A 22,978-nucleotide genomic window follows, 5' to 3' on the forward strand; every position below is an offset into this window, starting at 1 on the left:
TTTCCAGTGGTGATCGGGGGCGGATGTGCTCAGGCCAATTCTTGCATTCTTCGGGGCGCTGTTCAGCCTCGTGACGTTGGGCCTCATGATGGTCGCGCTGAGCATCGGCGCGGTTTTTCATATCTATGGCAAGGATCTGCCCAGTCATACATCGCTGGCCAATTATACCCCGCCCACCATCAGCCGAATCTATTCGGGCGAGGGCCGCATCATTGACGAGTTTTCGCGTGAGCGGCGCCTGTTCACGCCGGCCGAGGAAATTCCCGATCTGGTCAAGCAGGCGTTCATTTCGGCGGAAGACAAGAATTTCTACCGCCATTCAGGGTATGACGCGCGGGGCATTGCCGCGGCGATCGTCGAGGCGATCCGTTCGCGCGGGCGCAACGTGCGCGGCGCATCGACCATTACACAGCAGGTGATGAAGAACTTCCTTCTGTCCGGTGACCGCCGGATCGAGCGCAAGATCAAGGAAATTATCCTTGCCACCCGGATCGAGGAGACACTGAGCAAGGAAAAGATCCTCGAACTCTACATGAATGAAATCTTTCTCGGGCAGAACAGTTATGGCGTGACCGCCGCCGCGCAGACCTATTTCAACAAATCCCTCGGTGAGCTGGCCCCGCATGAAGCGGCGTTTCTGGCCAGCATGCCCAAGGCACCCAGCGATTTCCATCCGGTGCGCGAAAAGACGAAGCTGCGCCAGCGCCGCGATTTCGTCCTGAAGGAGATGTACGAGAACGGCTACATCTCCGAAGAGGTTCATCGCGCCGAGGCCGCACGTCCGGTTCGGTCGGTTCAGAACGGGGATTTCGAACCGTTCCGCGCCGCGCTGCCACCGCGGGATTATTTCACCGACGAGATCCGCAGACAGCTCAGCCGCGATTTCGGGGAAGGTGAATTCTTTACCGGGGGGCTCAGCGTGCGCGCGACACTCGACCCTGAAATGCAGGTGGCGGCCGCGGCGGCCCTGCGCCGCCGGCTGGAGACATATGACCGGGCGCGCGGAGAGTGGCGGGGCACCGGCGTGACGCTGCCGGCGGATGTTCTTGAGTCCGATGTCGAGTGGCAGGCGGCCCTCTCCGAAGCGGAGGTGGCCCGCGATATCGAGCTTGACGGAACGTGGTACCCGGCCGTGATCCTTGAAATCGGAACCCAGCAAATGCGCCTTGGCATCGGCGGCGTCGACGAAACCGATGCACAACCGCATGTCGTGCCGCGCAGCGATATCGACTGGCTGCCCGGAAATTTCCAGGAAACGTTCGAACGCGGCGAAGTGGTTCATGTGCGCCGCGTGACAGGCGATGACGGAAGTTTTCAGCGCTGGAGTCTCAGGCAGGTTCCCGAGGTTCAGGGTGGTTTCATGGCGATGGACGTGAACACCGGGCGGGTTCTGGCCATGCAAGGCGGATTTTCCTATCAGGACTCGGTATTCAATCGTGCAACGCAGGCCAAGCGGCAACCGGGATCCAGTTTCAAGCCCTTTGTCTATGCCTCGGCACTGGATAGCGGTTACACGCCGGCCACGGTGGTCATCGATGCCCCTATCGAGATCGAGACACCCGAAGGCATGTGGCGGCCGCGCAACTCCTCCAATGAATATTATGGTCCCACCCCGCTGCGTACCGGAATTGAACGGTCCCGGAACCTGATGACAATCCGCCTTGCACGGGAAGTGGGCATGGAGGTCGTGGCGTCCTATGCCGAACGCTTCGGTGTCTACGAAAACATGAAGGGGTTCCTGGCCAATTCACTGGGGTCGCAGGAATCGACGCTCTACAACATGGTCGCGGCCTATGCGATGTTCGCCAATGGCGGCGAGCGGGTGGAGCCCACGCTTGTGGACCGGGTGCAGGATCGCTACGGACGCACCGTCTACCAGCATGACACGCGCCGCTGCGTTGATTGCGACAACCCGGATCTTCCCGAATCCCGCGGTCCGCGGATCGTATCGGATCGGGAGCGGGTCATGGACGCGATCACCGCCTATCAGTTGACCTCGATGATGAAGGGCGTGGTGGAACGCGGCACGGCGGCGGGACATGTGCGGCTGGACGTGCCGGTGGCGGGCAAGACCGGCACCACCAACGATGCGCGCGACGTGTGGTTCATCGGGTTCACCAGCAATATCGTGGCAGGTTGCTATATCGGTTTCGATCAGCCTCGCAGCCTGGGTCGGCGCGCATACGGATCCTCGATGTGCGGGCCAGTCTTTACCGAGTTCATGCGCAAGGCCACGAAGAAATACGGTGGAGGCCCGTTCAAGGTGCCCGACGGGGGACGCTTCATCAAGATTGATCGCTACACCGGCGCCCGCTTGTCGGGCGACGCGTCGGGGCCGGATGTGGTGGCCGAGTATTTCCGTGACGGCGAGGAGCCGGTATTCGGCCTTGCCTATGACGGGGGCTACGCCATGGGCGACGATCTGAACCTGATCGAGCGCCGTGCGGACGGAACGAACGAAGAGGTTCCGGGGGCCGGTGGCGCTGACGCGGATAGCGACAATGACAATGCGAGTTTCGGCTCGATCAGTTCGGGTGGCCTTTACTGATCGGGATGCCGGGGATAGGTGACCTTGTTCCCCGCCGGTCGCCTTGCTATCACCCGGGTCTGACAAGAACGAGGCAGGACGAGCCGATGCGCGCCGAGACCCAGAGCACGATCGCCGACATTGAAAATTCGCTGGAGCTTCTGCGCCAGCGGATGGACTGGGAAACAGCCCATCACCGGCTGGAGGAATTCAACGCCCGTGTCGAGGATCCGACCTTGTGGGACGATCCGGCAAAGGCCCAGAAGCTGATGCGTGACCGGCAGAGCCTTGTCGACGCCATTGAAACCCATGATTCCATCCGGCAAGAGCTGACCGACACGGTCGATCTGATCGAACTGGGCGAGGCCGAGGATGACACCGAGGTTGTCGAGGAAGCCGAGGCCAGCCTCAAGCGGCTGGCACGCCGCGCCGCCGCAAAGGAGCTTGAAGCGCTGCTGAATGGCGAGGCGGACGGCAATGACACTTTTCTCGAAATCAATGCCGGGGCAGGGGGCACGGAAAGTTGCGACTGGGCCGCGATGCTGGCACGGATGTATGTCCGCTGGGCTGAAAAACGCGGCTTCACCGTGGAATTGCAATCGGAATCGCCGGGGGACGAAGCCGGGATCAAGTCCGCCGCGTACAAGATAAGCGGTCCGAATGCCTATGGCTGGCTGAAATCCGAGTCCGGCGTTCACCGGCTGGTGCGTATCTCGCCGTTCGACTCGGCTGCGAAGCGGCATACCTCATTCTGCTCGGTCTGGGTTTACCCCGTGGTCGACGACGACATAGAAATCGAGGTGAACCCGGCTGATATCCGTGTTGATACATATCGCAGTTCGGGCGCCGGCGGTCAGCATGTGAACACGACCGACTCGGCGGTGAGGATCACCCATCACCCCACGGGCATCGTCGTGACGAGCTCCGAAAAATCCCAGCACCAGAACCGCGATATCGCCATGAAGGCCCTGAAATCGCGGCTGTATCAGATGGAACTGGATCGCCGGAACGAGGCCATCAACGAGGCGCATGAAGCCAAGGGCGATGCCGGGTGGGGCAACCAGATCCGGTCCTACGTGCTGCAGCCCTATCAGATGGTGAAGGATCTGCGCACAGGTGTGGAAACCTCAGATACCAAAGGTGTACTGGACGGGGACCTGGATCAGTTCATGGCGGCGACGCTGGCCATGAACGTGAGCGGCAAGTCCCGTGCGGAAGCACAGGGCGAGGCCTGAACCGTGTCCGCCGCAAAGACGGCCCCGGTCCGGTGATGCCGCAATTTCGCGCCAGCGGGCCGGTCGCCATATCCGGGGTCTGATCCATGAACGACATCCTTGAACTGGGCGCGCGTGACCTGACCGCGCAGATCGCACGAGGGGCCGTGAGTTGCGAAGAGGTGATGCGCGCGACCCTCGCGCGTGTCGATGACGTCAATGACACCCTCAATGCCATCGTGTCCCTGCGGAACGCCGATGATCTGTTGTCCGCGGCGCGTCGGGCCGACATGGCGGGGGAGCGGGGGCCGCTGCATGGCTTGCCGGTCGCGGTGAAGGATCTTGCCGATGTCCGTGGGCTGCCGACCTCGCAGGGGTCACCGCTCTTTGCAGGGCAGGTGGCCGATCACGACGATCTTCATGTCGCGCGGATGCGCGCCGCGGGGGCGATCCCGGTCGGCAAGACGAACACGCCGGAATTCGGGCTCGGCAGCCACACCTACAATCCTGTCCACGGTGTTACGGCGAACCCCTATGACACGTCCCTCAGTTGCGGCGGCTCGTCCGGCGGTGCGGCCGTGGCGCTGGCGGCGCGGATGCTGTGTGTTGCCGACGGCTCCGACATGATGGGTTCTTTGCGCAATCCGGCAGGATGGAACAATGTCTACGGGATGCGCCCGTCCTGGGGCCTGATCCCCGGGGAGCCGGAAGGCGACAGTTTCCTGCAACAACTCTCGACCCGTGGGCCGATGGCACGCAGCCCGTCGGATCTGGCGCTGCTTCTGCATGTGATGGCCGGTCCGGACCGGCGGCTGCCCTTCGCGATGCCCGGCTTTGCCGCCGCCGCTCCGGAGGCTGACGCCGATGGCGCGCGTATCGGATGGCTGGGGGACTGGGGTGGCGCGCTGCCCTTCGAACCCGGGATTCTGGATCTGTGCGAGCGCGCGCTGACTGTTCTTGCCGATCTTGGCTGCGTCATTGATCCCTTGCCGGCACCTTTCGGGCGCGACGCGCTTTGGGAAAGCTGGACCGTGTTGCGGAACTGGGGCGTCGCGGCGGTGCTGTCCCCGCTCCTGGAGGAGGCCGGCGCGGCGGCGCGCCTCAAGCCGGAGGCTCTTTGGGAAATCAAGCGCGGCCGGGCCCTGAGCGCCATGGACGTGCATGCCGCGAGCGTGACCAGGTCGCAGTGGTACCGGAGCGCGGCGGCCTTGTTCGATCGATATGATGCCCTTGCGCTGCCAACGGCGCAGGTCTGGCCGTTCGCGCTGGAAAAGGCGTGGCCCGACAGGATCGCCGGGCAGGATATGGACACCTACCATCGCTGGATGGAGGTCGTGATACCGGCAAGCCTTGCGGGGCTGCCCGCGGTGGCGGTGCCCGCCGGTTTCGGGATCGACGGGCGGCCCATGGGGATGCAGCTGATTGGGCGGCACGGCGACGACGCACGCCTTCTCAGACTGGCGGAAGCGTTTCACGACGCCACGAACTGGCCGCAGGCCCATCCCCCGGACGACACCGCGATACGGGCCTATTCGAGATAAGGAGAGGGATCGACACTTTCGAAACCGTCCCGGACCTCGAAATGCATGGTCGCGGGTCCGTCCTCGCGGATCTCGGCAAGCTTGGCCCCGCGTTCAAGGCTTTCGCCTTTCTCCACTGCCACCACGCCGACATTGGAATAGACGGTCAGGATGTTGTCGTCATGCTTCATCACGATGATCGGAATGCCGCGCGTATCTTCGGTGATGGCCGCGACGACCCCGTCATCGGCGGCATTGACGGCGGTTCCGGGACTGGCCGCGATATCAATCCCTTCGTTCTTGCCCTTGGAGTACTCGCGCACGATATCGCCCCTGACCGGCATCATCATTCGCGCGGAGTTCTCCGCTGACCGGGTGATGTCCCCACTCAGGTCTGGGGCCTCGGTTTCCTCCGTCTCGTTGTCACCGGGCGGCGTCGTTTCTTCCTCCGGAAGAGGATCGTCCGCGCTTGGCGGGTCGGGAACCGTCGTGCCGGTCCCGGGGAGGGCCGTCTGGCCCGTGCCGGTCGCGTCCAGAGGGGCGCCGGCCTCTTCCTCGGACTCGGGCAGGCTGACAGGTATCAAAAGATGCTGGCCCTCGCGCACGGCAAAATCGGCCCCGAGGCCGTTCCAGTCCGCAAGGCCGCGCACCGAAACGTCATATAGCCGCGCGATCGTGTAAGCGGTTTCCCCGCGTGCCACCTTGTGGCGGACGGGTTGTACCCCGGTGCGCGCGGGATCCAGTGCCGTGGTCTCGATGTCGTCGCTGTCGGCTTCGTCAATCGCATTTCCCGCGATCGCGTTTATGTCCACCCCGCCGGGCGGGCGGATCGGGCCGCCCTCGGGTTCCGGCACACGTTCGGGCAGGGCGATGATTTCACCCTGACGCAAAGAATCCTCCACCTTGATGCCATTGAAGCGCGCAAGGGTGGCCGGATCCGCGCCGATCCTGGCCGCAAGGCTTTCAATCGTGTCGCCACGTTGTGCCACCGCCACCTGATAGCCCGGGTAAGAAATGATGCCGCGTTCATCCGGCTTCGGGCGCGTGGCTGTCGCGTTGCGTGCGGCGTCCGAGGTGTTCAGCACACCCGGCCCGCTGCGGAGATCGAAATCAAGCGGTCCTCTGCACGCGCCAAGCATCAGCACCGCGGCTGTGGCCAGAAGCATGCCCTGTCGTGTGGGAAAGTTCATTTCGCTGCCGTCCTCATCATCTGCGCGCCCCGTGTCGGCCGGGGTTCTGAATTCGTTGCCGCCGCTCATCCATCGCGGCCCAGCCCCTCGACCAGCGGCACGAAGCGCACCGGCCGGAGTTCTTCATAGTCAAGCCCGCCTTCGCCGCGGGTAACACGGATCAAGCTTTGCACCGTGTCGGACTGCCCGACCGGAACCACCATGATACCGCCAATCTTGAGCTGCGCCAAGAGCGGGCCGGGCGGATCCTCGGCCGCCGCGGTGACAAGGATACGGTCGAACGGGGCCTGATCCGGCAAGCCGAAACTGCCATCGGCGGTGACGGCGGTGATGTTCGTCAGGTCAAGCTGCCTAAAGATCGCACCGGCCTCTCGGACCAGGCGCTTGTGCCGGTCAACGGTGTAGACCCGCCGCGCCAGCTGACTGAGGATCGCTGCCTGATAGCCCGAGCCGGTGCCCACCTCCAGCACCTTGTCACGCGGGCTGAGCCTGAGTGCCTGGGTCATCAGACCCACGACCGATGGCTGGCTGATGGTCTGGCCGCAGGCGATAGGCAGCGGCATGTCCTCATAGGCGCGGTCGGCGAAATAGCCGCGGATGAAAGGCGCCCGGTCGATCCGCTCCATCGCCGTCAGGACGCTGGTATCTGTCACACCCTTGGAGCGCAGCGCGAACAGGAACTGCATCTTGCGCTCCGCATCGCTGCTTGCGTCATTGCCGGTCATTCTATCGCTTTCAAGGACTCCAGCACGTCATGCGCGGTCAGGTCTGCGCGCATGGGAGTGACGGAAATGTAGCCCTTCAGGTTCAGGTCCGCATCAGTGCCGGGGTGTGTCTCCTGCTGCTGCGGGGCACCGGTGACCCAGAGGAAGCGGCGCCCGGAGGGAGCGATATGGGGCTCCACCCCGAACCCCATGTCTCGCCGGAACCCCTGAGGCGCCACGCGCACGCCCTTGACACCCGCCGCCGGAACCGGAGGGAAGTTCACGTTGTAGAATATTCCGTAATCATCGCGGGTCCAGACGCCGCGATCGAGAATGCGCCGCAGCGTTTCCAGCCCGTGCAGGCGGGCCGCCTCGAAGGGATCTTCCTGATCCCTCTGTTCCGGCCCGTAATACTGGCTCAGCGCGATGGCGGGGAGGCCCTGAAGCGCCGCTTCCATCGCGCCACCGAGGGTGCCGGAATAAAGCGCGTTCTCGGCCGAATTGTTGCCCCGGTTCACCCCGGAAAGCACCAGGTCGGGGCGCGCGTCCGTCATCACGTCGTGAACGCCGGCCAGCACGCAATCCGCCGGGCTGCCCTGCGCGGCATACCGGCGTTCCTCCAACTGCGAGATCATCATCGGTTGGGTGAAGGAGATGCAATGCGCCACGCCCGATTGCTCGAAGGCCGGCGCCACTGTCCAGACCTCGCCATCCGGCCCGGCCAGTTCTTCCGCGATTTCGGTCAGAACCTGTAGTCCGGGCGCGTTTATGCCGTCGTCATTGGTAATCAGTATGCGCATGTTTTCCTGCCCTTGCTGCCTGTGGTCATGTCTATCCGTGCCTTGCCCGCCGGGCAAGCGCCCCTTGGATCAGGTGATCTGTGCCAAAAGGCGGCGTGCTTCGCCCGAGGGATCGTTCAGGGGCGCGCGCGGTTCTCCGGGATGAAACCGCGCCCGGGTCGCGGTTGGCATGGGCCGCGGCACGAGCACATGGACGGCCGGCCCGGTGCGCCAGGTTTCAGCCGCCCAGCTGCGCGCAAGCGCGATCTGCGCGGCCTTGGTGGATCCATAAGCCCCGAAGTAGCGTTCCCCGGCCATTCCATCCTCGAAGAACAGCGCCGTCCCGCCTTCCCCCAGAAGCGGCGCGACGAACGGGATCAGCCGCCCTGTCGCGGTCACGTTGCAGGCCACGGACCTTTCCCAGTCCTTCGCGTCGATATGGGCGGCCGGCGCCAACGGTGCGGCGTGGATCGCGCAATGTGCCCATAGATCCAGTTTGCCCCAACGGTCATGAATCGACCTGCAAAGATGAGCCATGGCATCGGCATTGGTGATATCCATGGGGGCCAGCGTCGCCATCCCGCCGGCCGTGCGGATACGATCATCCAGCTCTTCGAGCGCCCCCGTGGTGCGCGCCACGGCCACGACATGATGGGTCTCGGCCAGGGCCTCGGCCAGGGCCGCGCCAAGCCCGCGCGACGCACCGGTGACAAGGGCGGTCTTTTGTTGATTGGTGTCGGTCATGCCTTGGCCAATCCCATTGCACGGCGTTTAATTCAAGGCTGATTGCTTGACTTTCCGGCGTCGGTGGCGAAAAAGTCGTGCAGGAAGTCAGGGATGAAAGGACGCGAAAGATGCGTGACAACGTACTCGTCAAGGCCACGATCGGCCAGGATACTCTTATCAAGAAGGCGGGCCTGGTACTCGGTGGCTCGTTGTTCATCGCACTGGCCGCGCAGGCAAGCGTCGGTTGGCCGGTTCCGATCTCCCTGCAAACCCTCGCGATCCTGATCGTCGGTCTGACTTTCGGCGCGCGGCTTGGGGCTGTGACGGTGCTGGCCTATCTCGCACAGGGCGCCATGGGCCTTCCGGTCTTTGCCAACGGGATGTCAACGGCGGCACTTGTTGGACCGACGGCCGGGTTCCTTTACGGTTTTGTCGGGATGGCCTGGCTGGCCGGTCTGGCGGTCGAGAAGGGTGCGGCCCGCGGGATCGTTTCGACGGCGATCTGCGGCATGGTGATCTCGGCCCTGCTTTACATCCCCGGCCTGGCATGGCCGGCCGCCATGCTCGGCACGTCGCTGCCGGATCTCTGGGCCGGTTGGATGGCACCGTTCCTGCTGGGCGATATGATCAAGGCAGCGATGGCGGCGATGGTTGTATGGGGCGGCTGGAAGGCATTGAAGGCGCGGCACGGCTGATCTTTGCGGCGTCAAGCCGGCGGATGAACAAGGCGCCGTCCCTTGCGGGGGCGGCGTTTTTCATGCCAGCCTGCAGTATCAGCTTGGACGGCCCGGGATGGTGATCTCGTAATCATGGTCCCGAAGCGTGAGACGCAAGCGGCCTTCGGTTATCGAGGTGACGGTGGCCTGACCGATCCGGTCACCCGCGCGCATCGTTCTGATGTCACCTGACGGCATGCGGACCAACGCCTTGCACCCGTCCGGCCCGATGAATGTGCCGACGAGCAGGGGGCGCGCGACGGACAGGGCAACGAATTCCGTCGCGGCCATCTTGGTCCGGAACGTCGTTTCCGTCGTGTCGTCCGCATGGGTCATCGGGCTGTCCAGGGTTGTCGTTTCCGCCTCGCTTGCGCTGCAAGGACCGAAGGCGGCAGCTATACCCGGCGGACAGCCGATGGAAGCAAGAAACGGGCAATGCAGCATGCACGGCACTGCGACATGTTGACGCGCAAGAGCCGGCGGACATGCGTGGCTTTTATTCCGCCGCCTTGAGTTCGAAACCCTTTTCGATCATGTCCGACGGCTCGATCGGATATTCTCCGGAAAAACAGGCATCGCAGTATTGCGGACAAGCGCCATCACGTCCGCCGGGCTCACCCACGGCACGGTAAAGGCCATCGAGCGAGATGAACCGCAGGCTGTCCACCGCGAGGTGATCGCGCATCTCCTCCTCGCTCATGGTGGCGGCCAGCAATTTTTCGCGGTTCGGGGTGTCGACCCCGTAGAAACAAGGCCAGGAGGTGGGCGGCGATGCAATCCGGAAATGCACCTCGGCCGCCCCGGCATCGAGGATCATTTCCTTGATCTTGCGGCTGGTGGTGCCACGCACCACGCTGTCATCCACCAGGATGACACGCTTGCCTTCGATCAGGGCACGGTTGACGTTCAGTTTCAACCGTACACCCATGTTGCGGATCTGCTCGGTCGGCTCGATGAAGGTGCGGCCCATGTACTGATTGCGGATGATTCCCATTGCGTAAGGGATACCGCTTTGCTGGGAATAGCCGATCGCGGCGGGCGTGCCGGAATCGGGAACCGGACAGACGAGATCTGCCTCGACCGGCGCTTCCCTGGCCAGTTCCACGCCGATCTGGCAGCGCGTCTCGTAAACCGACCGGCCGCCGATGATGCTGTCGGGGCGCGAGAAATAGACATGCTCAAAGATGCAGAAGCGTGATTTCACGCTGCGGAAGGGCTGGCGGCTTTCAACGCCGTCCTCGGTGATCACCACCATCTCGCCGGGTTCGAGTTCACGAACGAGCCGGGCGCCGATAATGTCCAGCGCACAGGTTTCGGAACTCAGCACCCAGCCACCGTTATCGCCGATCTGGCCGAGGACCAGCGGGCGCACACCAAGAGGATCGCGCACACCGATCAGCTTGGTGCGGGTCATTGCCACGATCGAGAACGCCCCCTCGACCCGGCGCAGCGCATCCTCCATCCGTTCGGGAATGTTGCGCTGAAGCGAACGCGCCATGAGATGAATGATGCATTCACTGTCGGAGTTGGACTGGAAAATGGATCCGCGTTCGATCAGTTCGCGGCGCAGGGCGACCGCGTTGGTGATGTTGCCGTTATGGGCAATCGCCGCTCCGCCCATCGAAAACTCGCCGAAAAAGGGCTGCACGTCGCGGATCACAGCACCCTTTGTCCCGGAGGTGGAATACCGGACATGCCCGATGGCCAGCGGACCCGGCAAGGTTTCCATCAGGGACTGGCGGGTGAAATTGTCCCGCACATATCCAAAGCGGCGCGCGCTGTTGAAGCCGTGTTCCGGGTGATGGGCGACGATGCCGCCGGCCTCCTGCCCACGATGCTGCAGGGCATGAAGACCAAGCGCGACGAAGTTGGCCGCATCGGTGACTCCGGTGACGCCGAAAACGCCGCACTCTTCCCTGAGCTTGTCGTCGTCGCCTTCGGTGCGGGCGGCATCAAAATCGAAAGGATGGGCGGGGGGCATCTGTCTGGACAAAGCTGGCAGCTCCGAATCCGATGACTGCGGTCACGCTCCTTCTACGCGTTCGATCAAGCAGTGTCACGAAACTATCATGCCGGGCCGGCAATCATTTGCGCGGATCAGGCTTCGCTGTCACAGGCGCTCACGAGTTGTTCGTACTGCTCGGTGATCCATCCGAGCGCGGCTTCGGGGTTGCCGTTCTGGATGCTGTCGGTCATCCGCGAGAAGATCCGCGCGGAGCGACTGTCATCGACCATTTGTATGTTCTGGGAGGTCACCACGGTTTCGTAAACAAAATAGGCAATCGCCACCAGAAGCACCCCGCGTGCCACACCGAAGAGGAAACCAAGCCCCTGATCGAGACCTCCGAGCGCCGATCGCTGCACCAGAGAGGCGAAGAGGGGCGTGATCAGGGAGGCGATTATCAGGGCCGCTGCAAAGATGACAGCAAAGGCGCCGATCATGCTGAGTTCACAACTGTCGGCGATGAATTCGCCTATGACAGGCACTTCCTTGACAAGCGGCTCCACCTGCGGGGCGAATACGAAGGCCACGATACCCGCCGCCACCCAGCCCGCGATCGCCAGTGCCTCCCGCACCAGCCCCCGCGAATAGGCAAGAAGGGCAGACAGAACGATGACGACCGCGACCACGCCGTCGATGATGGTGAAACCTTCCATATATCCCGTCCTGTCCCTTGCGGCGGCTAACCGGCGCCAAAAATCTCGCCCACGAACGCGGTCAGATCGCCCATCCGGGTGAGGCTCAGCCCGCTTGTACCGCCGGTCTTACCACCAGACGGCGCTATTGCCGATGTGAAACCAAGTTTTCGGGCTTCTTTCAACCTGTTTTCGGTCTGGCCCACCGGACGCAGCGCGCCGGAAAGGCTGATTTCGCCGAACACGACCGTATCCGCGGGCAGGGCGGAATCCTCGCGCGCGCTCAGAAGGGCGGCGGCCACGGCCAGATCGGCGGCGGGTTCCGAGATTTTCATGCCGCCGGCGACATTGAGATAGACATCCATCCCGGCGAAGGGAATGCCGCACCGCGCCTCGAGCACCGCAAGGATCATTGCCAGTCGCGCGCCGTCCCAGCCGACGACCGCGCGCCGTGGCTGTGCGTGTGGCGTTGGCGCGACCAGCGCCTGCAACTCGACCAGCACGGGGCGCGTGCCCTCGATTCCGGCAAATACGGCAGAGCCGGGGGCGGGCGCGCCACGCTCGGACAGGAAAAGGGCAGATGGATTGGTGACCTCGGCCAGCCCGGTTCCGGTCATCTCGAAGACCCCGATCTCGTCAGCCGGCCCGAAACGGTTCTTGACCGAGCGCAGGATGCGGAACTGGTGGCCCCGCTCACCCTCGAAATAGAGAACGGTATCGACCATGTGCTCGACCACACGGGGGCCGGCGATCTGGCCGTCCTTGGTGACATGCCCGACAAGGATCACACAGGTGCCGCGGCGCTTGGCAAAGGCGGTCAGCTCGTGCGCGGCGGCGCGGACCTGCGCGACGCTGCCCGGGGCGCTGCCCACGGAATCCGACCACATTGTCTGGATGGAATCGATGATGACGAGATCGGGCCTCTCGGCTTCCAGCGTGGTCACGATGTCGCGCAGTGCGGTTTCGGCGGCCAGCTTGACCGACGCGTCGGCCAGCCCGAGGCGCCGCGCCCGCAGGCGGATCTGCGCACGGGCTTCCTCGCCCGAGACATAAACCGTTTTCAACCCTGCCTGCGCGAACTGCGCCGCGGCCTGCAGCAGAAGGGTTGATTTGCCGATACCGGGATCACCGCCGACCAGCACCGCCGAAGCGGCAACCAGCCCCCCGCCCAGAACGCGATCAAGTTCGGCAAGGCCGCTTTCACTGCGGGGGGGCGGCGCCTCTTCGGTTGCCAGATCGCCGAGTTTGATCCGGTTGCCCTTGGCCTTCCCGAGGCTGACGGCGGACGGGCCGGAGGAAAGCGGTGTGTCCTCGTGAATCGTGTTCCATTCGCCACAGCCGTCGCAACGCCCCGACCATTTGGAGTGGACGGCGCCGCAAGCGGCACAGGTGAAGGATGTTGTCTTTGCCATCCGTGGCCTCATGCACCAGCGATGACAGCCGGTCAAACCCCAATGCGGCGCCCGCGTCCGGTCAGGATGCCGAGCATGATCGCCACCAGCACGCAGCCGGTAAAGAGGTAAAGCCCCCACGCAACCTCGATCCGGGCCAGGCCGACCCCCTTGGCGACGGTGATATAGAGCGCCACGAGAAAGACGTCGGCCATTGCCAGCTTGCCCAGAACCTGCAGGATCGGCAGGGTCTTGCGCCGCAGCAGGCCGAAATGGATCAACCCCAGGCCAATGGTTTTCATGTAGGGCGCGAAAAGGGCGAAGAAGGTCACGGCAAGGGCAAGGAAGACATCCGTTTCCCACAGCGATTGCAGTGCCGAGATGATGCTGATCTCGCTCAACCCGAAGAGCGGCAGAACCCCCGCCCGCATCAACGGTGCGAACCAGGCAACGGGAAAGAGAACCAGCAAGGAAATGTTCGCGACCTTCAAGAGCATTGGCGGCCTCCGGGGTTGTGGGCGGTCTATGCCTGCGAACCGGCCAAACGGAAGCCCCGCCCATGCTTGGGACGGCTGTTGTCAGCGCATCCCTTCCGGCGCTGCCGTGTCCATCGCCGCCCGGTTTTTCACAGATGCATGGAATCGCCCTTGTGCATCATCTCGTGCTCCTGATCGCCCTCGAACGACGTCTTGCGGTATTTCTGATTGCGCGCCTCTTCGGCGAACGGCTTGAGGCGCAGCGTCGTGAAGATGGCGATCAGCGAGAAGACGATCGCCCCCAGCAGGAACCCGTAGGCCACCCCCCAGACACCCATGATCTGTTCGCCGACCGCGACGAAGGGCAGGATACCGATGGTGTTGCGCGCCCAGTTGAGGATCGGGGAGTATCCCGGGTACCCAAGGTTGTTGAAGGCCGCATTGGAGATGAAGATCGACCCGTTGAAGAACGAGATCGTGGCAAGCGGACCGCAATAGAAATACAGGATTTCGCGGGTGAGTCCCTGGGCGCCGAACGCATCCGCAATGGGCACCCTGAACAGATAGAGCACCAGCGTCACCGCGACGACATAGGCAGCAAGGAATTTCAGCGCCTCGAAATAGGCCGATCTTGCACGGTCCATCTTTCCGGCACCGAAATTCTGTCCGATTATCGGGCCGATCGAGCCGTAAAGAGCATTCACGACCGAAAAGACGACCGGGGCCAGCCGCCCGATCACCGCAAGGCCGGCCACCGCCTCGGGACCGAACTTGGCAATGTAGCGCATGATGATTGCCTGGCCCACAGGCGCAGCGATCGAGGAGATTACGGCCGGCGTGGAGTAGCGCATGAGGCGTGGGATGTCGTAGCGGAACTCGGCCCACCCGATACGCGCGAACCCCTGCCGCATGATGCCTGCCGCGTAGATCGCGAGCGCGAAAGTCATCATCCGGGCCATGACCGTTGCCGCGGCTGCGCCCTGAAGCCCTAGGTCCAGGCCGAAAATCAGGATCGGATCCATGATCAGGTTGACCAGCGCCCCGGTCAGGGAGGGATACATCGACCATTTCGCCACACCACGCGACCGGAGAACCGCGATGGCGCACATCGCCATGCCGGAAAAGCAGGTCGCCGGCAGGATGATGATAAGGTAGGTCATAGCCATGTCGTTCACTTCGCCACGTGCGCCGATCAGGCCAAGAAGGAACGGCATGTAGGGGATCATGACGATGGGTATGAAGATGCCGGCGGTCACGGCGGCGATCATTGCGCTTGTCGCGATCTGCCGGGCGCGATCCTTGCGTTTTTCCCCCAGGGCAAAGGCCACCAGTGTGCCGGTGCCGATGGAAAGACCCATGTTGATGGTGCTGACAAAGAAAAGCACCGTGCTTCCGTAGCCCGCTGCCGCGGCCATTTCGCGGTGGCCCAGCATGGAGATGAACAGGATGTCGAACAGATCGACCACGTAAATCGCCATGATGCCGACGCTCGAAGTCAGCGACATCACCGCGACATGCTTCATCAGGCTGCCTTCGGTGAATTCTCTTTCGGAACTCTTGGTCAAATCATTTCCCCCGTTGCGATCAAATTGAACTTGTCGCCTAATTCTTGACGCCTGAAAGTACGTCGAAGCCACGGAAAACCGCTGCGATACCGGAGCTTACATTCCGGCACCGTGTTCTGTCCATCATCGAAATGTGTCGGTCTGCCGTGGCCGTGTGGGTCAGCGCACCGCCTCGATCGGGCCGTCGGCGCGGCCGTGAATGAACTGATCGAGGTAAGGGTCGCCGGACTGATCCATGCCCGAGACCGGGCCGGTCCACTGGATCACACCGTCATGGAGCATCGCGACATTGTCGGCGATGGCGCGCACGCTGGTCATGTCGTGGGTGATCGTCATTGCCGTCGCCCCCATTTCGGTGACGATCTCGCGGACCAGATCGTTGATGACACCCGACATGATGGGATCAAGCCCGGTGGTCGGTTCATCAAAGAAGATTATTTCGGGATCGGCGCAGATGGCCCGCGCGAGGCCGACGCGCTTCTGCATGCCGCCCGAAAGTTCGGCCGGGAAGAGATCGGCCTGTTCCGGTTTGAGTCCGACCCGGCGCAATTTCTCGACAGCGATCTCGCGTGCTTCGTCCCGTGGGCGCTTGAGGCTGCCGCGCAGCAGGCGGAAGGCCACGTTCTGCCACACCGAGAGGCTGTCGAAGAGGGCGCCGCCCTGAAAGAGCATCCCGAAGCGGGCAAGAAAGGCATCGCGGTCGCCCTTGGTCACATCGCGGCCGTCCAGGGTGATGATGCCGCTGTCGGGATGAACCAGCCCCAGGATGCATTTCAACGCCACGGACTTGCCGGTGCCGGAGCCCCCGATGATGACCATCGAGGTGCCAGACTCCACCCGCAGGTCGACCCCGCGCAGAACGTGGTTGTCACCAAAGGCCTTGTGAACGTCCGAAAGCTCGATCATGCCGAGAAGAAGACCTCCGTCAGGATATAGTTCGCGGCAAGGATCAGCACCGAGGACGCGACCACCGCCGATTTCGTGGCCCGGCCCACGCCCTGCGCGCCGCGGCCCGAATGCATGCCGTAATAGCACCCCATCAGGGCCACGATGAAACCGAAGGCCGCGCCCTTCACCAGCCCCGAGATGACATCCCATGCCTCGAGGAAATCCAGCGTGTTGTGCAGGTAGGTGGCGGCGCCGAACTCCAGCCGCCCGACCCCCACCAGAAAGCCGCCCATGATCCCGATCACGTCCCCCACACCCACGAGCAGCGGCACCGCCAGCGTGGCCGCAAGCACCCTTGGCAGGGTCAGGTATTTCATCGGGTTGGTCGACAGGGTGGTAAGCGCGTCGATCTGTTCGGTGACTTTCATGGTGCCGATTTCGGCCGCGATGGACGAGGCCACCCGTGCCGCCACCATCAACCCGCCCAGGACCGGCCCAAGCTCCCGCGTGAGCCCGATTGCGACGATGGAGGGCACAACGGTTTCCGCGTTGAAACGGGAGCCGCCGGCGTAGATCTGCAACGCCAGGGCGCCGCCGGTGAATAGCGCCGTCAACCCGACAACCGGAAGCGAAAGCCAGCCGATCTGCACGAGCGCATGACCGAACTCGCGGGCGTAGAACGGCGGGCGCATCAGGTGGGAAACGGTTTCTGCGGCAAAGAGTGCCACCCGGCCGATCATCGCCAGCCCGGCCAGAACATGCCGCCCGACCGCGGCCAGCAGGGTGAAGGCAAGTTTCATCCGCCGAGGTAACGCCGCGTGTAACGCGGCCCCAGCGAAGTGAGAATTTCATAGCCGATGCTGCCGGCCGCATCCGCCAGGGTATCAATCGATTGATGCAGGCCCAGAAGCTCCACCGATTTCGGATCCTCGGCCAGCGCGGTGATGTCCACGCCGATCAGATCCATCGAGATGCGGCCCGTGACAGGGCAGGGCGTGTCTTCGGCAAAGACCCTTGCGTTGGGGCCCATGGCCCGAATGATCCCGTCGGCATATCCCGCCGAGATGGTGGCGATACGGCGCGGTTCGGGGGCGGAGTAGTCGTTGCCGTATCCCACTGTTTCGCCCGCCTCGATATCGCGGCACTGGATCACGGGAATCTCGAGCGTCACGACCGGGCGCGCATCCACGTATGGCAATCCGCCGTAAAGCCCGATACCGGGCCGCGCCAGATCGAAGTGATAGTCGGGTCCCATCAGGACGCCGCCGGTATTGGCAAGGCTTCGGGGCGCCTCTATGCCGTCGGTCATCTCGCGGAAGTTCTGAAGCTGCGCTGCGTTCATCGGGTGCTCGGGGTCGTCGGCGCAGGCCAGGTGTGTCATCACCAGTGTCGGGTTCTGGGCCAGTGCGATGTCGCGCACCGCGGCCCATTCCGCGGGCTCCATTCCCAAGCGATTCATGCCACTGTCCAGTTGCAGGCCGAAGGGCGCGCCCGGCAGGGCCTCGACATGGCGGATGAGCTGATCCACCGAGTTGAGCATCGGCGTCAGTTCAAGGTCGTTGATCATGTCGGCATCACCGGGCATGTGCCCGGAAAAGACATTGATCGCCGGCCCCGGCCCGAGGGCCTGGCGAAGGGCGGCCCCTTCCTCCGCGATGGCCACGAAAAAACTGCGCACCCCTTCACGGGCCAACGCGCGGGCGACGCGATGCGCGCCCAGCCCGTAGGCATCCGCCTTGACCACCGCCGCTGTCTCGCTTTCGGTCATGCGGTCGAGGGTCCGCCAATTGGCGGCGATCTCGTCAAGGTCGATGGTCAGGGTCGCAGTGGCCATGAAAGGGTTTTGACATGCAAGGCCGCCGGGTCAAGGGGAAATGGCGCTGCCGCCTGAGGCCGGCGCCAGGGCCCGGACGCCCATGGATGGCCTTCGGCTCAGAAGCTGGTATCCCCGCTATCCTGCTGCCAGGGACGCACGAGGTTGCCGAAGCGGGTGAAGCGGCCCTCGAAGGAAAGCTCGACCGAACCGATGGGCCCGTGGCGCTGCTTTCCGATAATCACCTCGGCCTTGCCGTGAAGCTTTTCCATCCGCTCTTGCCACGTGGCCATTTCATCGAGCTTGTCCTCGGACGGTTTCTCGCGCTCGGCATAATATTCTTCACGGAAGACGAACATGACAACATCCGCGTCCTGTTCGATGGAGCCCGATTCGCGCAGGTCGGAAAGCTGCGGGCGCTTGTCCTCGCGGGCTTCCACCTGGCGCGAAAGCTGGCTGAGCGCGACAACGGGAATGTCCAGCTCCTTGGCGATGGCCTTGAGGCCCTGCGTGATCTCGCTGACCTCGTTGACACGGCCCTCGGTCCGCGAGGAGGCGGGGCGCACCAATTGCAGGTAATCAACGATCAGCACGTCGAGCCCGTGAGTCCGCTTGAGCCGGCGGGCCCGCGCGGCAAGCTGGCTGATCGGCAGGGCTGGCGTGTCGTCGATGAAGAGCGGACAGGATTCGAGGGCCTTTGCCGCCTCCACGAAGCGGCGGAACTCGGCCTCGGTCATGTCGCCGCGGCGGATTTGTTCGGACGGCACCTCGCTGGCCTCCGAAAGCACCCGCGCGGCCAGTTGTTCGGCACTCATTTCAAGGCTGTAGAAGCCAACCACACCGCCATCGACAGCCCCTTCGCGACCATCGGGAAGTTCACCGCGCTTGTAGGCGCGGGCGATGTTGAAGGCGATATTCGTGGCCAGCGAGGTCTTACCCATGGACGGACGCCCGGCGAGGATCAGCAGGTCCGATTTGTGAAGCCCGCCAAGCTTGCGGTCCATGTCCACCAGCCCGGTCGAGATTCCGGCGAGTCCGCCATCGCGTTGATAGGCGGCATTGGCGATGTCCACCGCGTCGGTTACCGCCTTGAGAAAACTCTGGAATCCGGTTTCACTTCGGCCCTGTTCGGAGAGTTGGTAAAGGTGTTGTTCGGCCTCCACGATCTGGTCGGCGGGCTCCGATGCCACTTCGACCCGGGCAGCCTTGGCGGCGATGTCATGGCCCAGGGCGATCAATTCGCGGCGGATCGCCATGTCGTAGATCATCTGAGCGTAGTCGCGCACCGCGAAGGCGCTGATCGCCGCACCTGCAAGCTGGGCCAGATAGGCCGCGCCACCCAGCTCCTTCAGGCCCTCGTCATCCTCGAAGAACGCCTTGAGGGTGACCGGCGAGGCAAGGTTGTTCCTGGCGATCCGCGCGGCGGCGGTTTCAAAGATCCGTCCGTGAACCGGATCGTAGAAATGCTGCGGTCCGATCAGGTTTGCAATGCGGTCATAGACCTCGTTATTGGTCAGGATCGCACCCAGAAGCTGTTGTTCGGCCTCGATGGAGTGCGGCATGGACCCGGCGGTGTCCGCCTCCGTTCCGGTGGCGTTGAATGCTGCGACTTCGTTCATGTCCCGTTCCGCTCTTTCGTGCAGGCCGTTGCGTGCGGCCGGCGTTTTGCCTGGTCGTGGTGTCCGGCGCGATGACGTGGGCCGGAGATCGCTGACCAAGTCCCTTTCGGGTCTGCGATGTCATACGAATGTCACCCGGCCCGGGGCAAGCTGTATGTTTCTGTGGATAACCCGGCCGCCCCTTATATTGGGGTGAAATCTTTGCTTTCGTCAATATCTGGTCAAGAATGCCCGGGTCAGCGGCATCGTTGCCATAATCGGGAAATTTTGCCGGACCACACGCCGCAGTGGCTTGAAGCCGGCTGAGCCGCCGAATCGCCCGTGCCTCAGCCGTGCGCGGATTGCCAGCTTGCGGGGTCGCGCAGGAAGGTTTCAACCGTATCCAGCGTCACGGCATCGACATTTCCGGCCTCGCGGGCAGCGGCCAGCACATCCCACCACGTACAAAGGTGGTGGAGCGTCACACCGTGATCGGCCAGCGTGGCCCGGGTGCCGGCGAATATGCCGTAATAGAAGATCACCGCCGTGTGCGCGCAAATGGCGCCGGTGTCGCGAATCGCGTCCACGAAGCTCAGCTTGCTGCCCCCGTCGGTTGTCAGATCCTCGACCAGAAGTACCCTGTCGCCGTCCCGGATTGTCCCCTCGATCCGTGCATTGCGGCCATACCCCTTGGGTTTCTTTCGCACATAGCTCATCGGCAGGCCCATCCGTTCCGCGATCAGCGCCGCGAACGGGATTCCCGCGGTCTCGCCGCCGGCGATGTTGTCGAACGCCTCGAACCCGGCGTCCCGCATGACGGTGACGGCCAGGAAATCCATCAGCGTCGCGCGGATCCGCGGAAACGAGATCAGCCTCCGGCAGTCGATATAGGTGGGCGATGACTTGCCCGACGCAAGCGTGAACGGCGCCTCGGCGTTGAAATGCACCGCCTGCGCCTCGAGAAGCATGCGCGCGGTCAGGTGGGCGATCTCGTCGCGCGCGGGATAGCTTGAGGGGATCATTCGGAAACACTCCAGTGAAGGGGAAAGCCGGGATCGAAGACAGTTACGGGGCCGTCCTCTGTCGGGATGCTCGGCGGGCAGGACGCGGCCTCGTCGCCGCGGACAAGGGTCAGGCTGCCGGTATTCTGGGCCATCCCGTAGAATCCCGCGCCGTTGATCGAGGTAAAACCTTCGAGGCGCTCCAGGGCCTCCTCGGCCTCGAACACATGCGCCAGGACCGCCATCGCATTCGGCGCAGTGAAGCAGCCGGCGCACCCACAGGCGGTTTCCTTGGCCGCGTTCACATGCGGCGCGCTGTCGGTGCCCAGGAAGAACCGTGCATCCCCCGAGGTCGCCGCCGCCACCAGCGCGCGGCGGTGGGTTTCGCGTTTTGCCACCGGCAGGCAATAGTAGTGCGGCCGGATTCCGCCAGAGAGCAGATGATTGCGGTTGATGACCAGGTGGTGCGCGGTGATCGTGGCGCCAAGGCCGGTGTCGGCACTGCGGACATACTCCAGCCCCTCGCGTGTCGTCACATGTTCCAGGACGACCCGCAGCCCCGGTGTGGCGCGCCGAATCGGATCTAGCACCCGGTCGATGAAAACCGCCTCGCGATCGAAGATATCGACCTCGGCGTCGCTCACTTCGCCGTGAACGCAGAGCGGCAGGCCCAAATCCGCCAGTCGCTCCAGGACCGGGCGTACCCGGTCGAAATCGCGCACGCCGGACGCGGAGTTGGTGGTCGCCCCGGCGGGGTAGAGCTTGACTGCCGCAATCAGCCCGGCGGCATGGGCGTCCGCCACGTCGTCGGGATCGGTGTCCTCGGTCAGATAGAGGGTCATCAGCGGCGTGAAGTCCTGCCCATGGGGCAGGGCCGCGCGAATCCGATCACGATAGGCAGCCGCGTCCGCCCCGGTCACCACCGGTGGCACCAGGTTGGGCATTATGATGGCGCGGGCGAAGTGGCGCGCGGTCGCCGGCAGCACGGCACGCAGAACGGCGCCGTCGCGCAGGTGAAGATGCCAGTCGTCGGGGCGGGTTATTGTCAGGGACGCGGTCATGTTCCGGCTTTAGCCAATCGCGCACAGGTTTTCCAGACGGCGATTGCGCCGCTCCGGCGCAAGGGGTCAGTCGACCGTGCGCTCGGGCATCGGGCGGCCCAGCTCCCGCGCCTTGTCATAGGCGGCCCGCACGCTCTTGCGAAAGCGCGGCCCGGGCCGCCGCGCCATCACGTATTGTCCCAGCACCGCATTGAGATAGAGACGGCCGTCGGATTCCAGCCGCTTGAGCAAGGTCCGCAGATAGGTAAGATCCTTGCGCCGCGCCCTGAACAGCCCTGCCAGTCGCACCCGGTCAAGCTTGCCGGCGCTGGCCTGGGCGAGGATCCGCAGCAGTATGCCGGTGCGCGTCAGCGACTCGTCCATCGGGCTGCCCATGAAACGCATCCGGAACTTGGTGACGTTGTCACGGGTGAAAAGCGCGGCATGCATGGCGTCAAGCTCGATCTCCGGATCATAGAGCACGAAGGCGCGATCGGCCGCGTCCAGCATGTCGGGCGCATACCCGTAACGATCCGTGAAGGAGGTGCGCCGCATGTGCACGAAACGGTCGTCCCACTCCGCCACCCGCGGATCGAGCGAGGCCTGTGGCTGTACCGCGATCACCGTCGCGCCGGGCGCGGCAACCGAGAAGGCGGCCGCCGCGTAACCGCACTCGCCCGCCCCGTAGAAGATGACCTGCTCGAAGTCCTCGAAGAAGCCGTCATCGACCAGCCGGTCGAAAAAGCCGAAGACACGCCTGTCGCGGAACCATGTGTCCCCGTCGCCGAGGATGCAAAGATGTGACCACCCCAGGGCGCGGACCATTTCCCACCCCATCGGTTGCGCCTTTTCGGAAAGGCGCTCGATGCTGTCATGGGTCTCGAAGCTGACCAGCAGGGTGGGCTTCTCCTCGATCAGGATGGCGGCATGACGCGCCCCCAGACGTTCCAGATACCCGGTCTCCTCGGCAATGGTCGCAACCTTGTCCAGCCATGCCTCACGGTCTGACAGTCCCGTCAGTGGCGTATCGACAGCATGCGGCATGTCCTTCATCACACTCGGTCCTCATTACAGGGTCCCCGCTTTCTCACGGGTTGTTGACGATGGTGATAGGCCTCAATCTGGGCGGAATTTGGGAAAAACCAAGCAGTTTGCAGGACAGCGCACCGCGGGCGCGGCTTGACGCGGGACAG

The 22,978-nt window shown here is 63.7% G+C and carries 21 protein-coding genes; 4 read left to right on the plus strand and 17 right to left on the minus strand.

All coding sequences use genetic code 11. From position 1 onward, the window contains the following. Window positions 1-25 precede the first annotated feature (25 nt). The 3 genes from DQW77_RS02265 (at window position 26) to DQW77_RS02275 (ending at window position 5,282) form a co-directional block, all read left to right on the plus strand. Window positions 26-2,548 (plus strand): penicillin-binding protein 1A, encoded by a 2,523-nt coding sequence (locus tag DQW77_RS02265; protein WP_113256541.1) that lies wholly within the window; start codon window positions 26-28, stop codon window positions 2,546-2,548. A gap of 86 nt (window positions 2,549-2,634) precedes the next feature. Then, window positions 2,635-3,762 carry a peptide chain release factor 2 gene (gene prfB / locus DQW77_RS02270; RefSeq protein ID WP_113256542.1) on the plus strand — a complete coding sequence of 376 codons (1,128 nt, stop codon included), beginning with the start codon at window positions 2,635-2,637 and terminating at the stop codon, window positions 3,760-3,762. Window positions 3,763-3,848: 86 nt separating this feature from the next. Next, window positions 3,849-5,282 carry an amidase gene (locus DQW77_RS02275; protein WP_113256543.1) on the plus strand — a complete coding sequence of 478 codons (1,434 nt, stop codon included), beginning with the start codon at window positions 3,849-3,851 and terminating at the stop codon, window positions 5,280-5,282. On the opposite strand, the gene DQW77_RS02280 is transcribed toward DQW77_RS02275, so the two are convergent. The 4 genes from DQW77_RS02280 to DQW77_RS02295 all read right to left on the minus strand — a co-directional run bounded on the left by DQW77_RS02280 (window position 5,270) and on the right by DQW77_RS02295 (window position 8,678). Continuing rightward, entirely contained in the window at window positions 5,270-6,451 is a 1,182-nt protein-coding gene (locus DQW77_RS02280; protein WP_113256607.1) for a peptidoglycan DD-metalloendopeptidase family protein, read from the minus strand. The genes DQW77_RS02275 and DQW77_RS02280 overlap by 13 nt on opposite strands. Before the next feature lie 65 nt (window positions 6,452-6,516). After that, window positions 6,517-7,176, minus strand: a complete 660-nt coding sequence (locus DQW77_RS02285) for a protein-L-isoaspartate(D-aspartate) O-methyltransferase (protein WP_113256544.1) — start codon at window positions 7,174-7,176, stop codon at window positions 6,517-6,519. After that, window positions 7,173-7,955, minus strand: coding sequence for a 5'/3'-nucleotidase SurE (surE, locus tag DQW77_RS02290; RefSeq protein WP_113256545.1), 783 nt, complete (start codon window positions 7,953-7,955; stop codon window positions 7,173-7,175). Before surE ends, DQW77_RS02285 begins: the two co-directional genes overlap by 4 nt. 69 nt (window positions 7,956-8,024) lie before the next feature. Beyond that, window positions 8,025-8,678: an SDR family oxidoreductase gene (locus DQW77_RS02295; protein WP_113256546.1), complete on the minus strand. Its 654-nt coding sequence runs from the start codon at window positions 8,676-8,678 to the stop codon at window positions 8,025-8,027. 110 nt (window positions 8,679-8,788) lie between these two features. On the opposite strand from DQW77_RS02295, the gene DQW77_RS02300 reads away from it, so the two are divergent. Then, on the plus strand, window positions 8,789-9,355 hold the full coding sequence (locus tag DQW77_RS02300) for a biotin transporter BioY (RefSeq protein WP_113256547.1): 567 nt from the start codon (window positions 8,789-8,791) through the stop codon (window positions 9,353-9,355). Between the two features lie 78 nt (window positions 9,356-9,433). Here the strand turns inward: DQW77_RS02300 and DQW77_RS02305 are convergent, their stop codons facing one another. The 13 genes from DQW77_RS02305 to DQW77_RS02365 form a co-directional block, all read right to left on the minus strand. Further along, the gene (locus tag DQW77_RS02305; RefSeq protein ID WP_147094917.1) at window positions 9,434-9,712 is read right to left on the minus strand and encodes a hypothetical protein; all 279 of its coding nucleotides are present in this window, start codon (window positions 9,710-9,712) and stop codon (window positions 9,434-9,436) included. Window positions 9,713-9,872: 160 nt separating this feature from the next. After that, window positions 9,873-11,357, minus strand: coding sequence for an amidophosphoribosyltransferase (gene purF / locus DQW77_RS02310; protein WP_113256549.1), 1,485 nt, complete (start codon window positions 11,355-11,357; stop codon window positions 9,873-9,875). A 116-nt stretch (window positions 11,358-11,473) separates the two neighbouring features. Beyond that, window positions 11,474-12,034 carry a CvpA family protein gene (locus tag DQW77_RS02315; RefSeq protein ID WP_113256550.1) on the minus strand — a complete coding sequence of 187 codons (561 nt, stop codon included), beginning with the start codon at window positions 12,032-12,034 and terminating at the stop codon, window positions 11,474-11,476. Between the two features lie 26 nt (window positions 12,035-12,060). Then, window positions 12,061-13,425, minus strand: coding sequence for a DNA repair protein RadA (gene radA / locus DQW77_RS02320; protein ID WP_113256551.1), 1,365 nt, complete (start codon window positions 13,423-13,425; stop codon window positions 12,061-12,063). Window positions 13,426-13,457: 32 nt separating this feature from the next. Then, window positions 13,458-13,901 (minus strand): paraquat-inducible protein A, encoded by a 444-nt coding sequence (locus DQW77_RS02325; RefSeq protein WP_113256552.1) that lies wholly within the window; start codon window positions 13,899-13,901, stop codon window positions 13,458-13,460. A gap of 128 nt (window positions 13,902-14,029) precedes the next feature. Further along, window positions 14,030-15,445, minus strand: a complete 1,416-nt coding sequence (locus tag DQW77_RS02330; RefSeq protein WP_113256553.1) for an MATE family efflux transporter — start codon at window positions 15,443-15,445, stop codon at window positions 14,030-14,032. A gap of 159 nt (window positions 15,446-15,604) precedes the next feature. Beyond that, window positions 15,605-16,351, minus strand: a complete 747-nt coding sequence (locus DQW77_RS02335) for an ABC transporter ATP-binding protein (RefSeq protein ID WP_113256554.1) — start codon at window positions 16,349-16,351, stop codon at window positions 15,605-15,607. After that, window positions 16,348-17,133 (minus strand): ABC transporter permease, encoded by a 786-nt coding sequence (locus DQW77_RS02340; protein WP_113256555.1) that lies wholly within the window; start codon window positions 17,131-17,133, stop codon window positions 16,348-16,350. Before DQW77_RS02340 ends, DQW77_RS02335 begins: the two co-directional genes overlap by 4 nt. Next, the gene (alr, locus tag DQW77_RS02345) at window positions 17,130-18,167 is read right to left on the minus strand and encodes an alanine racemase (RefSeq protein ID WP_113256556.1); all 1,038 of its coding nucleotides are present in this window, start codon (window positions 18,165-18,167) and stop codon (window positions 17,130-17,132) included. The genes DQW77_RS02340 and alr overlap by 4 nt, the downstream gene beginning before the upstream one ends. A 98-nt stretch (window positions 18,168-18,265) precedes the next feature. Further along, window positions 18,266-19,765 (minus strand): replicative DNA helicase, encoded by a 1,500-nt coding sequence (locus DQW77_RS02350; RefSeq protein ID WP_113256557.1) that lies wholly within the window; start codon window positions 19,763-19,765, stop codon window positions 18,266-18,268. 326 nt (window positions 19,766-20,091) lie between these two features. Continuing rightward, entirely contained in the window at window positions 20,092-20,766 is a 675-nt protein-coding gene (locus DQW77_RS02355) for an orotate phosphoribosyltransferase (protein WP_113256558.1), read from the minus strand. Further along, window positions 20,763-21,806, minus strand: a complete 1,044-nt coding sequence (pyrC, locus tag DQW77_RS02360; RefSeq protein ID WP_113256559.1) for a dihydroorotase — start codon at window positions 21,804-21,806, stop codon at window positions 20,763-20,765. Before pyrC ends, DQW77_RS02355 begins: the two co-directional genes overlap by 4 nt. Before the next feature lie 66 nt (window positions 21,807-21,872). After that, window positions 21,873-22,838: a phosphoadenosine phosphosulfate reductase gene (locus DQW77_RS02365; protein WP_113256560.1), complete on the minus strand. Its 966-nt coding sequence runs from the start codon at window positions 22,836-22,838 to the stop codon at window positions 21,873-21,875. Between the last annotated feature and the right edge of the window lie 140 nt (window positions 22,839-22,978).

Source organism: Roseovarius sp. TE539 (assembly GCF_003298505.1).
Classification (GTDB): domain Bacteria; phylum Pseudomonadota; class Alphaproteobacteria; order Rhodobacterales; family Rhodobacteraceae; genus Roseovarius.